A 13,536-nucleotide genomic window follows, 5' to 3' on the forward strand; every position below is an offset into this window, starting at 1 on the left:
GGCAAAATCGCCTTCAGTGTTTCCCGATCCCAACATTCTGGTCTTATCCTAGACAGATAGTTGTTTCTTTTGAATATAAAATAATAAATAAAGAAAATACGGTGCGCCCAAGACGGCAATCAAGATCCCTGTAGGAACTTCTCCATCTGGTAAAATGATGCGCGCAAGAATATCAGCAATATTGACAAATAATCCTCCGAACAAACCACTGAATAGGAGTGTCCACTGATTTTCTTTACGTACAATGATTTTGGCAGCATGCGGTGCGAGTAAACCCACAAAGGACAAGCTGCCTGCCACAGCAACACTGCCACAGGCTAAACCAACTGCAAGCAGTAATAAAACTGACTGACTTCGTGACACGTTCAACCCTAAGCTTTGCGCACGTTCTGGGCCAAAGGATAAAAGACCAATCCTGCGACTATAGAAAAACGCTAAAGGGATCAGAATAAGTACCCATGGCAAAAAGGCAGTGACATAAGGCCAACTAGCCCCCCAGATTGAACCTGCTAACCAAGCGTTCACAAAGCCATAATTTTCTTTTGAGATTTTTATCGTACTTAAAAGCATTGCCGCAGAAAAGCCCGCATTCACAGCGATACCTGAAAGGAGCAAGCGATTCATCGCTACTTGTCCAGAACGCTGATAGGCAACAAAATAGACTAGACATGCAGCAAGCGTGCCGCCTAAAAAGGCAACGAAAAGCAACAAGAAAGGTGACGCATGGCTAGTAAAAAAACCTAAGTATAGCATCACAAAAAATCCTGCGCCGGAGTTGATACCTAAAATACTTGAATCAGCTAATGGGTTTCTAGTTACTCCTTGCAAAAGATAGCCTGCGATTCCTAGACAGGTACCTGCGAATAAACTGATCAATAGGCGTGGCAAGCGAAATTCTGTCAGAACCAATTGTTGGACCTGTGTTCCTCTACCAAGTGCGACATCGATCAATTGATCAATATAAAGAAACGGTGTACCGATCATTAAACTGATTCCCGCAGTCACAAGCCATAAAAATAGTAACAGGCCAATCCCCCAATATATTTTTTTCACACGCGTTCCCTCCTAACTTGTACCAATAAAAAAGGGACACCAATCAAGGAAATGACTAAGCCAAAAGGTGTTTCAAATGGTGGATTGACCATGCGTGCCACAAAATCTGCTAACATAACTAAGATCCCCCCAGCGATAAATGAAGCTGGCAAGACATACCGATAATCCGTACCGACAAAGCCACGAACAACAGGTGGAACCATCAAACCAATAAAAGAGACGGGCCCAACTAAAGAAACAGCTAACGCTGCTAAGATCGAAACAAAGATGAAAACCAGTACCCGTGTGCGCTGTGGATGTCCTCCTAAGGCGATCGCATGTGATTCACTCAAATGGATCAGGGAGATCGACTTCCCTAATAGAAAAGAGCCAATAACCGCCACTAGATAGATAGGTGAAAGAACGAGTAACTGTTGCCAAGTAATATTCGCCGCACCGCCAACAAACCAAAAAGTCAAATCTTGTTGTAGATTAAATAACTGGGTCAGTGCTTGGCTGATTGCGGTAAAAAAAGAACTGATTGCCACACCGGCTAAAATCATCTGCATAGTACTGAGTCCTATTTTTGAAAAACTGAAAAAACCTAGAACGATCATCGTCACGATCAACGAACCAAGTAATGAAAGCAGAAAAATTGAAAACGGCGAAGCTTTAGGTAAAAAAGCAAAGCTAAATGCCATGGCTAACGAGGCACCAGCATTGATCCCTAACAATCCTGAATCTGCCAAGTTGTTTCGCGTTACCCCTTGCATCAAAGCGCCACTGAGGGCGAAACAGCTACCCACAATAAATGCTCCGATGACCCGAGGCAGACGGATATTACGTATGATCTGCTGGGCTTGATCAGTTGGATCGAAATGGAACAACGCCTGCCAGACTTCATTTCCTTTAACTTCAGAAGCACCATTATACAAAGCAAAAAAGAAGACAAGGATTGCCAATAACAGAAGCAGCCATAGGATATTTATTTTTTTCCCTTTCCTCATCATTTTCCCTCCGGTTTCTTGATGAGATCATATGTTAAAAAGACAGGTTTATTTGTTTCAGGTAATTGAACGATTTGTGCTTCGATCTCAAAAATCTCTCTCATCCATTCTTTCGTGATGACTTGTTCTGGAGTCCCGTTGACAATTAATCGCCCTTCTTTCATTGCGACTAAATAATCGGAAAAACGGGAGGCATGATTGATGTCATGGATCGACATCAAAATCGTTGTTTTTTTCATTCGGTTGATTTCTTTCAGCAGATCTAAGATTTCCAGTTGATGCGCCGGATCTAAAAAAGTTGTCGGTTCATCAAGGATCAAGATATCTGCTTCTTGAGCTAACGCCATCGCAATCCAGACTCGTTGGGCTTGACCTCCGGATAAACTCGCTAAGTCTCGATCTTTTAGCGAGATCAGATCCGTCGCTGTCAATGCCCACTCAATGGCTTGCAGATCTTGATCATCCATGCCACTGAATAGTTTTTGATAAGGATATCTACCGTAGGAAACGACTTCTTCGACTGTCATTCCTAATGGGTATTCACTCGTTTGGGCTAGTAAGGCAAGTTTCCGAGCTAGTTCTTTCGAATGATAGGTCGTCAAGTCACGATCGTTGACTAATATTTTACCGTTTTTTACAGGAAGTATGCGGGTAAAGCTTTTTAATAATGTAGACTTACCACTGCCGTTCGGGCCAATCAAACTGGTGATTTTCCCTTCTGGTATAGCGACAGACAAATTTTCAATTATCGTTTTGTTGGGGTAACCGGTAGTAATTTCAACTGCATTTAATCTAGACATATACTTCCCCCTCTCATTGAAAATCATTCTCAATTATGACGGTACTTCACAAATTCGTCAAGCACAAATTTCGTCATTTACGTTAGTAAAAAGAGTTGACAGCGCCCTTTTCTTGGGGAATAATAGCAATTGAGAAACATTCTCAATTACGTTTGGAGGAAAGACATGAGACTTAAAAATAAACTATTCACAATCTCTAGTGCATTACTTTTGGTGGGATTACTGAGTGCTTGCTCGCCAGGCTCATCTACAACCGAAGAGACAACCGCATCATCGACTACTGCTGATAATGGTACGCATACCTTGACAGATACATTAGGACATTCAGTTGAAATACCTAACCAACCAAAGCGGATCATCGGCAGTTATTTAGAGGATTATCTTGTTGCGTTAGGTGAAACCCCGGTTGCTCAATGGACAGTCGGCAGTGGTTCGATCCAAGATTATTTACAAGATGATCTGAAAGATGTCCCAACTATCTCCTATGATCTCCCCTATGAAAATGTGTTAAGTTTTGAACCTGATTTATTATTGATTTCTTCTTCAGCCACTGTTGAAGGTGGTAAATACGAGCAATATAGTAAAATTGCTCCAACCTATGTTGTTAAAAATGGTACCGATGTCACATGGGAAGAACAGTTGCAAGACATTGGCAAAGTATTGAATAAAGAGGACAAAGCAGAGGAAATCATTCAAGATTATCAAGATTACGCGAAAGAAACACGAGAAGAATTGAGTGATCAGATCGATGGGAAAACAGCGGCTGTCTTATGGGTCACGAACAACTCTGCCTTTATGGTCAGCCAGAATCGTTCAAGCGGTCGCATCGTTTATGAAGATCTACAATTTGGTGTGCCATCTTTAGTAGAAGAAGTATCAAAAGAGGCAACCTCTGATTGGTCAGCTATTTCATCAGAAAAATTAGCTGAATTAGACGCAGACTACATCATCTTAGTCAATAGTGATGAACAAGCAGCGATGTTCAACGAACCCACTTGGCAAAATCTGAAAGCAGTCAAAGCGGGTCAAGTGTTCGAATTTGGTCCAACTTCTAGCTGGTTATATAATGGACCAATCGCTAGTCGTCAAATGATCGATGATATCAAAGGCGAGCTAAAGTAAAAACGTGAAAACCACAATTTGGCTTGCGCTGTAAATAAAAGAAGTGTTCCATGTGCTAGCTGGTAAACAGCACATCGAAAAACGACAATCACCAAGAGGTAAAATTCTTCGGTGATTGTCGTTTTTTTCGATATTCAATTTGTTTGTCGCTTACTAAGAATTTCGGTAATCACGTAACCGATAGCCAACTCCGATCTCAGTGATCAAATATTCTGGACGAATGGTATTTTTCTCGATTTTTTTCCGAATGTTTGACATATTCACTCGCAACACTTGGGAATCTGTTCCATAAGGCCCCCAAACTTCTGATGTTAATACGCGATAAGTGACGACCTTCCCAAGGTGTTGGAATAATACGAGCAAAATGCGATATTCATTCTTAGTGAGATGGATCGGTTCTCCTACTTTGGTTAACAGTTGGCTTTCTGTGTCCAAAGTCAATTCACCATTGGTGATGACTGAAGGTAATTCCTCTTGTTTACGATGACGAAAAGCGGTTCTGATCCTAGCAAGTAATTCATTCATCCCAAAAGGTTTAGTGACGTAATCATCAGCACCGAGATCAAGGGCTTTGACTTTTTCATGCTCGTTGTTTCGCGCTGAGATCACGATCAACGGTGTAGCCAGTCGTTTACGAATGATTTTCAATAATTCGATGCCATCAATGTCTGGCAAACCTAAATCGAGCAAAATCAAGTCAAAGGAATCTTCTTGGAACACATGCAAAGCTTCCATGCCTGTTGTGGCAATCGTAACGTGATAATGTTCTTTTGCCAACACGACTTCCATAAAATCAGTGATCGTTGGGTCATCTTCAATCAATAGTACTTTCCTCATGTAACGTCACCTCCTCACTCTTGTTCAAATAGATGCGAACCACTGTTTTCCCTTCTGATACAGCCATCTCTAATTTCCCATTATGGGCATGGATGATGGTTTTGACAATACTTAATCCAATGCCAAGACCATTTTTTGAATCGATTGGTACTTCTTCTTCATTAGATAGATTCATCTGGATTTTTTCATATTGCTTCAATGAGATTTCACCATCATTCTTCACTTCGCAAATGACCTGTTGTCCCTCTTGAAACACGCTAACTTCTACTTGCCCTTGTGTCGATCCATGACGAAACGCATTTTCCACCAGATTGAACATCGCTTGCTCAATCAAGATAGGGTCAACTTCGACAAATAAAACCGCTGTCGGTAAATGAACCAATAGTTCCTTGTCAGGATAAACTTTTGTGACATGTTCATAGACTGCTTCGATGATTTCCTCAATCGGTTCTGTTGTTTTTTTCACTTGCATCGTGTCCATATTGATCCGTGTGATCGACAACAGATTCTCCACCATTCGAATCAACCATTGAGATTCTGTCTGGATATCGGTCAGCAATTTTTGGCGCGTTGCTTGTTTCAGCTCTTCATCTGTTTGCAAGAGTGTTTCTGCAATCCCAGAAATCGCAGTCAATGGTGTACGCAAATCATGGGAGATCGCACGTAATAAATTACTGCGAACTTTTTCACGTTCATTTTCTAACTCAATTTGTTCTTTTTCATTCTTAAGCTCTGTTTGCTCTAAGATAACAGCAAGCTGGGTCAACACTAACCGTAAATAATTCAATTGACTATCCTCGATCGGCAGCCCGCGACTGCGACGAATCCCTAAAACAGCTAACGTCTTACCATTTGCGACAATCGGTAAATAAAAACCTTTTGCGCCACTTAATGTATCCGTTCCATAACCTGAGTCTTTTTGATTTTTAGCCGTCCAATAAGCTACTGCTGCCTCTTCTGGATGATCGAGTAAAAATGGGGCATCTTTTGGTGTATATTGGCTTAGCTTGATGGCATGTTTATCAAAGAAAATCACTTCCCGATCCAATAGCCTACCTAAATAAGTGGCAGATAATTCAACGATTTGTTGCTGGTCTTCTGCTAAAACAAACTGCTTGTTCAGTTCATACAGAATTTCCATCTGTTGTTCTTTTTCTCTGGCATGGACAGCCTGTTTTTTCAGACGAACCATCAAATTACTGATCATCAATGCAACGATCAGCATGATGACTAAAGTAATCGGATAACCTTGTTTATATACGGTCAAGGAATACAGCGGCTCGACAAAAAACCAGTTGAAAGCTAAGACACTTAAAATAGAAGATAATGCGCTCCAAAAATAGCCAGAGGTCAAACGGGCAACAAGTAAGATAAAGAAAATGTACACCAACATCAAGTTTTGTTCTCCAAAGTGAAGATATTGCATCACTTCAGTCAAGAGCGTTGCTACGAACACACAGATCAATGAAATCGCAAAATCTTTTCCTCCCCCTTCCACTAGTTTCTTGGAATGGGAAAGGATGGTTGAACGTTTTTCTTTATAAGGAATCAAGTGAAGTTCAGTTTCTGGCAATCGTTTGAGCAGTCGTACATCCAGCTCTTCTGAAAACAATCGCTCCGTCCACGGTTTCGCCAAATTTTTACCGATGATCAAATCGGTTGCGCCGACCAGTTTAGCATATTCGACGATCGTTTCAAATGAATGGTCCTCCTCGATTACCACGACTTCTGCGCCAAGTTTCTCCGCTAAGTCATTCGTCCCTTGTAAACGATCATCGGAACGAATGTATAGCACGATCCATTCTGCCCCCAAGCCTTGAGCTAACCGAGCAGTCCACCGAATACTTTTCTCAGCCATTTTAGGGAAAGCATCTTGAACGATCGTGATCAATTTACTTTGGACACCATTTGTTTTACCGATCACACGATTGATATGATCCGAAGCCCGTTGAATCGCTAGACCTCGTAACTGTTCCAATTTTTTAGGAATAAAGAAGTGCTGCAAGGCGCGTTTTGCATTTTCATCAGCATAGATTTTCCCTTGCGCTAAACGATCGATCAATTCATCTGGTTCCACATCGATCACCTTCAATGTCGCCTGTTGGAAAAACGTATCCGGAACCGTTTCTTTTACTTCGATCCCAGTCACTTCTTCAACGATATCATTCAAGCTTTCAATATGTTGGACGTTGATCGTCGTATGGACATTGATTCCTGCATTCAATAATTCTTCGATATCTTGATATCGCTTGCGATTTCTTGATCCTGGCGCATTACTATGGGCTAATTCATCGATCAAAACGATCTCTGGCTGACGTTTGATAATGGCATCGATATTAGGTTCACTCAAAGTCAGCCCCTTATACGTCACTTCTTTTAAAGGAATCTGTGGTAATCCTTCTAATAATTGGTTCGTATCCGGGCGATCATGAGGTTCGATGTAGCCTACCACAATGTCTTTACCTAGTACGCTCAGCTCTTGTGCTTCCGCCAGCATTGCATACGTCTTGCCGACTCCCGCCGCGAAACCAAAATACACCCGTAGACGTCCTCGGCTTTTTTCACGCTGGTGTAACATTTCTGAAACATCCTGTCTTTCCATCTTTGTTTCTCCTAACCCCTCTGCCACCTACATGTTATCAAGTGACAGATTCAATTCAAGCACGTTGACAAACATTCGATCTGAAAACCAATCTTTTTGTGCTTTTTCCTGTATTATAGCACGAATCTTAGTAACGTCTTCTCCCCGCTCTTTAGCGATACGAGAGACTTGACTTTCTGCGGCTACCACACTGATATGCGGATCAACACCGCTTGCAGAGTTTGTGACTAAATCGATTGGGATCTCCGTAGTTTGATTGCTTTGTTGTGCCAATTTCGTTTTATCTTCTACTAATTTCTTTTGCTCCGATGAGGTTGGTGAAAGTTGGGTCACGTCTTGCCCTCTTCCACTAAAATAAGCTGCCTGTTGAAAGGATTGTCCAATCAACGAAGAGCCAACCACCTTCCCTGAAACGACTTCCTGACTACCATTGGCTTGATGAGCAAAGAAAAGTTGACCGATACCAGTAACAGCGACGGTGTATAGCCCACCGAGGAGTAGGATGCTGAGGAATAAAAAACTAAGCTGTGCTCTAAGGATCTTTTTCATAGGTGAATTCCTTCTTTCTGCAAAATGTCTTTCTTTTTATATTAAGAAAAAGCTCAAAACGAGATCGATCAGTTTGATGAATATGAATGGGGCAATTAAACCACCTAATCCATAGACCAATAGATTATGCCGCAAAATCTGACTGGCAGGTTTTTCTGTATACTTGACTCCTTTTAACGCTAAAGGAATCAATGCGACAATAATCACTGCATTATAGATAACAGCCGATAAAATCGCCGTAAGAGGACTACCTAATGCCATGATATTCAATTGGGCCAATTCGGGATAGATCCCATAAAACAAGACTGGGATCACAGCAAAATATTTTGCGACGTCATTTGCAATACTAAACGTGGTCAAAGCACCTCTAGTCATCAATAATTGTTTACCGATACGTACGACCTTCAATAGCTTCGTTGGACTAGAATCTAAATCGATCATATTGCCCGCTTCTTTTGCTGCTTGTGTCCCTGTATTCATCGCCACTGCCACATCCGCTTGTGCTAATGCTGGCGCATCATTCGTTCCATCACCTGTCATTGCTACAAGATGACCTTTTTCTTGATAGTCACGAATAAGATCCATTTTATTTTCAGGTGTTGCTTCTGCGAGAAAGTCGTCGACCCCCGCCTCAGCCGCAATCGCCGCTGCTGTCAAAGGATTATCTCCTGTGATCATGATAGTTTTAATCCCCATTTTACGCATATCTGCGAAGTTTTCCTGTACGCCATTTTTTACAATATCTTTGAGATAAATGACCCCCATCACTTGATCATTTTTTACAACCACCAAAGGAGTTCCGCCAGCTTGGGCAACTTTTGCAACGATGTGATCACATTCTTCTGGATATTGTCCACCACGTGCCTGCACATATTTCTTGATCGTATCTGCGGCACCTTTACGGATCTGATCGCCACGATAATCCATGCCGCTCATGCGGGTTTGCGCACTAAAATCAATGAATTTCACTTCAGATTTTTCAAAAATACGTTCCCGCAAAGCAAATTTTTCTTTAGCTAAAATGACAATACTGCGGCCTTCTGCCGTCTCATCTGCTAAAGATGAAAGTTGTGCTGCATCAGCTAATTGTTGTTCTGTGACGCCATTGACCGGTAAAAACTCACTTGCCCGACGATTTCCTAAAGTAATCGTTCCTGTTTTATCTAACAGTAATACATCAACATCTCCCGCTGCTTCGATGGCACGACCACTCATTGCAATCACGTTTTCTTTCGTTAATCGACTCATTCCAGCAATTCCGATCGATGAAATCAATGCACCGATCGTCGTTGGCGCTAAACATACGAATAAAGCAATGACAACGATCGTCGCAATCGGCGCCCCTTTACCTGACAGCTGACTACTGAATTCGGTAAAAGGAACTAAACTAACAGAGACCGCTAAAAAGATGATCGTTAACGTGATCAAAAAGATTTGTAACCCGATCTCATTCGGGGCTTTCTTTCGTTGTGTCCCTTCCACCATTGAAATCATTTGATCTAAAAAGGAGTGTCCATTTTCGGATGTCACACGGATCACCAAGTAATCAGAAACCACCGTCGTCCCACCAGTAACGGCACTTCGATCGCCTCCTGATTCACGGATTACTGGCGCTGATTCCCCTGTAATGGCACTTTCGTCCACTGAAGCAGCTCCTTCGATTACATCACCATCCGCCGGAATTTGTTGACCCGATACTACGTAAATCAGATCCCCCTTTTTGAGATCAGAAGATTTGATCTCAATAAATTCTTGGTTTTCAATGTCTTCTAAGCGATTGATCTTATAAGTGACTACTTCTTTTTTTGCTTGCTTCAAGCTATTTGCTTGCGCTTTTCCGCGACCTTCTGCCACTGCTTCGGCAAAATTTGCAAACAATAAAGTGATCCATAACAAACAGGTGATCGTTATAGTAAACCATAAAGGCACGGTTGTTTGTCCAAAACAAAGGATCGTCGCTAAGATCGCTCCGATGTAGACCATGAACATCACTGGGTTTTTGATTTGTTGTCTTGGGTCTAATTTGACAAAGGCTTCTTTGATTGCCCATACATAAATAGTTTTCATTTGATTTTACTCCTTCTAACTTAAGGTAAAATGATCAGCGATCGGACCTAATGCCAACGCTGGTAAAAAGCTCAATGCTCCGACAACAAGGATAACGATCATCAACATGGAGATGAATGTGCCATTCGTTGTTGAAAGTGTTCCATCATTGATCGCGATGGTTTTCTTCCTTCCCATGTTTTCAGCCAAGAACAAAATAGCAACGATCGGAATGTAGCGAGAGCACAACATCAAGACACTTCCTAAAAGATTTAGAAACGGTTTATCTGCCGTCAACCCACCAAATGCACTCCCGTTATTATTTGCTAGAGAAGTCACATTATAAAGCAACTCACTAAATCCATGAGGCCCTTTATTGGTCAACCAAGTTAAAACATCAGGATGCAGTGAAACTGCCATCGTACCAAACAACGTCAATAATACTGGCGTCAAAATCACTAAACTAGCCATCTTGATATCGAAAGCCTCGATTTTCTTGCCTAAATATTCTGGCGTACGCCCGACAAGTAGCCCAGCGATAAAAACCGTCAGTAGTAGAAATGCCAACATGCCATATAATCCACTACCCACACCACCAAAGATGATCTCCCCTAATTGCATCAAGAAAAGCGGAATACCACCACCGAGAGGCGTAAAACTGTCCAACATCGCATTGACTGATCCATTCGATGCCGCTGTTGTGCTAACAGCCCATAAGCTTGACCAACCCACACCAAAACGTACTTCTTTTCCTTCCATATTCAGTGAACCCAGAACATCCGTAAAAGCGGGCCCATGATATTCACTAATTGCTACACCTACAAAAGCTGCAAAAAGAAAAACAAACGAAACGATCAAAATCGTTCGACCTTGTTTCCATTCTTTGACCCAATAGCCAAAAGCAAAAATCAATGCAGTAGGTATCAACAAGATGGCGAGATTCTCGATGAAATTAGAAAAAATCGTCGGATTCTCAAATGGATGAGCGGAATTTGCACCAAAAAATCCACCACCATTGGTTCCTAATTGCTTGATGGCTACTTGACTGGCCACAGGTCCTAGATACAACCATAAAGATTCTCCAGATAGACCAGTGTATGACATCCCATGACTAAACGTTTGAACCACGCCTTGGGAAATCAGAAGTACAGCAGTAATTAATGAAAGTGGTAAAAAAATGTAAAGCAAACTGCGTACTAGATCTTGCCAAAAATTGCCCAGTTGGCTTGATTTCCTTTGGATGATGCCGCGGATCAATGCACAAAGAACCGCTAAACCTACAGCTGCTGACAAGAAATTTTGAACAGTCAAACCAAGCATTTGCGTCGTATTCGACAGTGTCACTTCTCCTGCGTAAGCTTGCCAGTTGGTATTTGTCACAAAACTAACAGCTGTATTCACGGCTAAATCAAATGACAGATTTTCCACGCCATTATTGCCAGGAAGCCAACCTTGGACCATCAATAATCCGGTTAAAAATAGCAAAGAACAGATTCCAATACCCAACACATGCGCTAAATAGCGCTTCGCCGTCATTTTCTTTTGACTCTCAGGACCAATCAATTGATAAAAAAAGCGTTCGATTGGTTGGATGAAACGTACATATTTTGGTGTTTCCCCTGTCATGATCAACTTGATGTACCACCCAAGAGGTGCGGCTAAAACGAGTAGAATAAAAAAGAAAAACAACCCTTGAAATACTGCACTCATCATTGCTCTTCCCCCTTAAATAAAAACCAAAATAGATAAGCTAACAAAATAATACTGATACAACCTAAAAATAAGATCATTTTCTTCCTCTCCTTTGTTTTCATCATAGACAAAGGACTATAAAGATAGTGTTAATATTCAAGAAATTTCTTTATATGTTCTTTATACAACACAAAAAAACAGCTAAACCTTAAGGAGCAACGCTCGCTTGACTTAGCTGTTTCTCTATAAATAAGACAAAAAAAAGATGCTCCCATGATCTTGAACATCTCCCTTTATTTCTTTCAATCCTCCATTTTATGCATCAATGATCAGAGCTTACTTTCTTACCCATTTTTGGAAGCGATGGGCATAATGGTTTTCTTGATCCGTGATACCGATATGTTCTTCTGCTAGTTCAAAATCACTAAAGTCGATCTCTCCAATATACGTATCTCCTTCAAACTCACCATCGATCAGTGTTCGCCAAATAATCCCAGTCTGGGGCAATAGTTCTTGAAAGATCCGACTTCCACCAGAAACATAAATATCTTCTGAAACAGTCTCCGCAAAAGCCAATAATTCATCGATCGAATGCATGACTTCTGCATTTTCTTTGACCTCAAAATCTTCTTGGGTAGTCAACACGATGATGTGGCGATAAGGAAGAGATAGGTCGCCCATGCCTTCATATGTTTTACGCCCCATCACTAATAAACGATCCACCGTATGTTCTCTGAAAAAACGCATATCATTTGGCAAACGCCAAGGCAATAACCCATCTTTACCGATCAACCCATTCTTGTCTTGGGCCCACATGGAAATAAACATTTTGACTCGCTCCTTTCATCTACTACTTGATTATACTAAAAATAAAAAAGCTTGGGTACAGACCCAAACTTTTTTAGACATATTATTTTGTTTCGCGGTGCAAAGTAACTTTACGTTCGCGTGGGCAATATTTTTGCTTTTCCAAACGATCAGGATTGTTACGTTTGTTTTTGTTAGTTAGGTAGTTACGTTCTTTACAAGAAGTACACTCTAAAGTAATGTTTACGCGCATGATTTTCCCTCCCATTTATACTAGAATCCTCTAAGATGACTCTCAGACTTGATTATCTTACCATGATTTTTATCAGATTGCTAGCCTTTTTCACGATTTTGTTAAGTAGTTCTACTTGACGAGCAAAAAATAAGCATAGCAAAAATTGAAACAGATGATTTTTCTTTTTACCAAGTTGAGATTACACTTGTTATAGTAGTAAAATCAATTAGTCTTTTAGGAGGAGTTAACTATGCCTTGGAATATGAAAGATTTTCCACCAGCCATGAAGAACTTGGAAGAATTGACCAAAAAGAAAGCAATCGATATCGGCAATGCGCTTTTAGATGAAGGCTATCCTGATGATCGTGCAATCCCGATTGCGATCAGTCAAGCGAAAGAATGGGTTGAAAGTGCAGATGAGAAAGAGAAGAAAGCTTTCTCAAAAGAGAAAAATCCACAAAAAAATGACAAGCATGATAGCAATCCGCGAGCAGCCAAATTATTAGACGCCACAGTCGAAGTCAAATTCGAAGAAGATCATTGGATCGTTCGCTCTAAAGGCGCTGAAAAAGCAAGCAATCACTTCGATCATAAAGAAGACGCCATTGAAAAAGGAAAAGAAGTAGCTCGTAATAAAGAAACATCCTTGATGATCTATAAAAAAGATGGCACATTTGAGCGAGAAGTCCATTACTGATTGTATACTATCGTACCTTTGAATAAAAAATCAACCTAGTCCGATTTACGGCAAAAAACGAAGAGTCTGCCCATTATGGATCGGCACTCTTCGTTTTTGCGTTCAATAGA

General features: G+C 41.1%; 12 protein-coding genes. 2 read left to right on the top strand and 10 right to left on the bottom strand.

The genetic code is table 11. The features are described from left to right. Nucleotides 1-48: 48 nt before the first annotated feature. From IGK01_RS08350 to IGK01_RS08360, 3 genes are read right to left on the bottom strand one after another with little or no spacing between them, the layout of a single operon-like run. Nucleotides 49-1,053, bottom strand: a complete 1,005-nt coding sequence (locus IGK01_RS08350) for a FecCD family ABC transporter permease (protein WP_023519883.1) — start codon at nucleotides 1,051-1,053, stop codon at nucleotides 49-51. Beyond that, entirely contained in the window at nucleotides 1,050-2,039 is a 990-nt protein-coding gene (locus IGK01_RS08355) for a FecCD family ABC transporter permease (RefSeq protein WP_062805058.1), read from the bottom strand. Before IGK01_RS08355 ends, IGK01_RS08350 begins: the two co-directional genes overlap by 4 nt. Beyond that, the gene (locus IGK01_RS08360; protein ID WP_023519886.1) at nucleotides 2,039-2,839 is read right to left on the bottom strand and encodes an ABC transporter ATP-binding protein; all 801 of its coding nucleotides are present in this window, start codon (nucleotides 2,837-2,839) and stop codon (nucleotides 2,039-2,041) included. Before IGK01_RS08360 ends, IGK01_RS08355 begins: the two co-directional genes overlap by 1 nt. 165 nt (nucleotides 2,840-3,004) lie before the next feature. Here IGK01_RS08360 and IGK01_RS08365 point away from each other — a divergent pair, with 165 nt between their 5' ends. Then, nucleotides 3,005-3,961, top strand: coding sequence for an iron-hydroxamate ABC transporter substrate-binding protein (locus tag IGK01_RS08365; RefSeq protein ID WP_438840653.1), 957 nt, complete (start codon nucleotides 3,005-3,007; stop codon nucleotides 3,959-3,961). Between the two features lie 153 nt (nucleotides 3,962-4,114). Here IGK01_RS08365 and IGK01_RS08370 read toward each other — a convergent pair whose 3' ends face one another. From IGK01_RS08370 to rpmG, 7 genes are all read right to left on the bottom strand, one after another. Beyond that, a complete protein-coding gene (locus tag IGK01_RS08370; protein ID WP_349519770.1) occupies nucleotides 4,115-4,798 on the bottom strand; it encodes a response regulator transcription factor in 684 nt (227 codons plus the stop codon). Continuing rightward, entirely contained in the window at nucleotides 4,776-7,400 is a 2,625-nt protein-coding gene (locus IGK01_RS08375; RefSeq protein WP_137072551.1) for a sensor histidine kinase, read from the bottom strand. Before IGK01_RS08375 ends, IGK01_RS08370 begins: the two co-directional genes overlap by 23 nt. 27 nt (nucleotides 7,401-7,427) lie before the next feature. Then, nucleotides 7,428-7,949: a potassium-transporting ATPase subunit C gene (locus tag IGK01_RS08380; protein WP_023519889.1), complete on the bottom strand. Its 522-nt coding sequence runs from the start codon at nucleotides 7,947-7,949 to the stop codon at nucleotides 7,428-7,430. Between the two features lie 36 nt (nucleotides 7,950-7,985). Next, nucleotides 7,986-10,016 (bottom strand): potassium-transporting ATPase subunit KdpB, encoded by a 2,031-nt coding sequence (gene kdpB / locus IGK01_RS08385; RefSeq protein WP_438840654.1) that lies wholly within the window; start codon nucleotides 10,014-10,016, stop codon nucleotides 7,986-7,988. Nucleotides 10,017-10,031: 15 nt separating this feature from the next. Next, complete coding sequence (gene kdpA / locus IGK01_RS08390) at nucleotides 10,032-11,708, bottom strand: potassium-transporting ATPase subunit KdpA (protein ID WP_023519891.1); 1,677 nt, start codon at nucleotides 11,706-11,708, stop codon at nucleotides 10,032-10,034. Nucleotides 11,709-12,023: 315 nt separating this feature from the next. Next, nucleotides 12,024-12,515, bottom strand: coding sequence for a dihydrofolate reductase (locus IGK01_RS08395; protein ID WP_010735128.1), 492 nt, complete (start codon nucleotides 12,513-12,515; stop codon nucleotides 12,024-12,026). 82 nt (nucleotides 12,516-12,597) lie between these two features. Continuing rightward, nucleotides 12,598-12,762 carry a 50S ribosomal protein L33 gene (rpmG, locus tag IGK01_RS08400; protein WP_373865805.1) on the bottom strand — a complete coding sequence of 55 codons (165 nt, stop codon included), beginning with the start codon at nucleotides 12,760-12,762 and terminating at the stop codon, nucleotides 12,598-12,600. A gap of 217 nt (nucleotides 12,763-12,979) precedes the next feature. Here rpmG and IGK01_RS08405 point away from each other — a divergent pair, with 217 nt between their 5' ends. Continuing rightward, entirely contained in the window at nucleotides 12,980-13,426 is a 447-nt protein-coding gene (locus IGK01_RS08405) for a DUF2188 domain-containing protein (protein WP_010735127.1), read from the top strand. Nucleotides 13,427-13,536: the final 110 nt, after the last annotated feature.

Origin of the sequence: Enterococcus sp. AZ080 (genome assembly GCF_051714945.1) — a bacterium.
Taxonomy (GTDB): Bacteria; Bacillota; Bacilli; order Lactobacillales; family Enterococcaceae; genus Enterococcus_B; species Enterococcus_B pernyi.

What these genes read in the sequence shown, in the direction of transcription:
- IGK01_RS08405 (WP_010735127.1), top strand. Translation starts at nt 12,980, where the DNA reads ATGCCTTGGAATATGAAAGATTTTCCACCAGCCATGAAGAACTTGGAA.
- kdpA (WP_023519891.1), bottom strand. Translation starts at nt 11,708, where the DNA reads ATGATGAGTGCAGTATTTCAAGGGTTGTTTTTCTTTTTTATTCTACTC.
- IGK01_RS08375 (WP_137072551.1), bottom strand. Translation starts at nt 7,400, where the DNA reads ATGGAAAGACAGGATGTTTCAGAAATGTTACACCAGCGTGAAAAAAGC.
- IGK01_RS08370 (WP_349519770.1), bottom strand. Translation starts at nt 4,798, where the DNA reads ATGAGGAAAGTACTATTGATTGAAGATGACCCAACGATCACTGATTTT.
- IGK01_RS08355 (WP_062805058.1), bottom strand. Translation starts at nt 2,039, where the DNA reads ATGAGGAAAGGGAAAAAAATAAATATCCTATGGCTGCTTCTGTTATTG.
- IGK01_RS08380 (WP_023519889.1), bottom strand. Translation starts at nt 7,949, where the DNA reads ATGAAAAAGATCCTTAGAGCACAGCTTAGTTTTTTATTCCTCAGCATC.
- IGK01_RS08395 (WP_010735128.1), bottom strand. Translation starts at nt 12,515, where the DNA reads ATGTTTATTTCCATGTGGGCCCAAGACAAGAATGGGTTGATCGGTAAA.
- kdpB (WP_438840654.1), bottom strand. Translation starts at nt 10,016, where the DNA reads ATGAAAACTATTTATGTATGGGCAATCAAAGAAGCCTTTGTCAAATTA.
- rpmG (WP_373865805.1), bottom strand. Translation starts at nt 12,762, where the DNA reads ATGGGAGGGAAAATCATGCGCGTAAACATTACTTTAGAGTGTACTTCT.
- IGK01_RS08365 (WP_438840653.1), top strand. Translation starts at nt 3,005, where the DNA reads ATGAGACTTAAAAATAAACTATTCACAATCTCTAGTGCATTACTTTTG.
- IGK01_RS08360 (WP_023519886.1), bottom strand. Translation starts at nt 2,839, where the DNA reads ATGTCTAGATTAAATGCAGTTGAAATTACTACCGGTTACCCCAACAAA.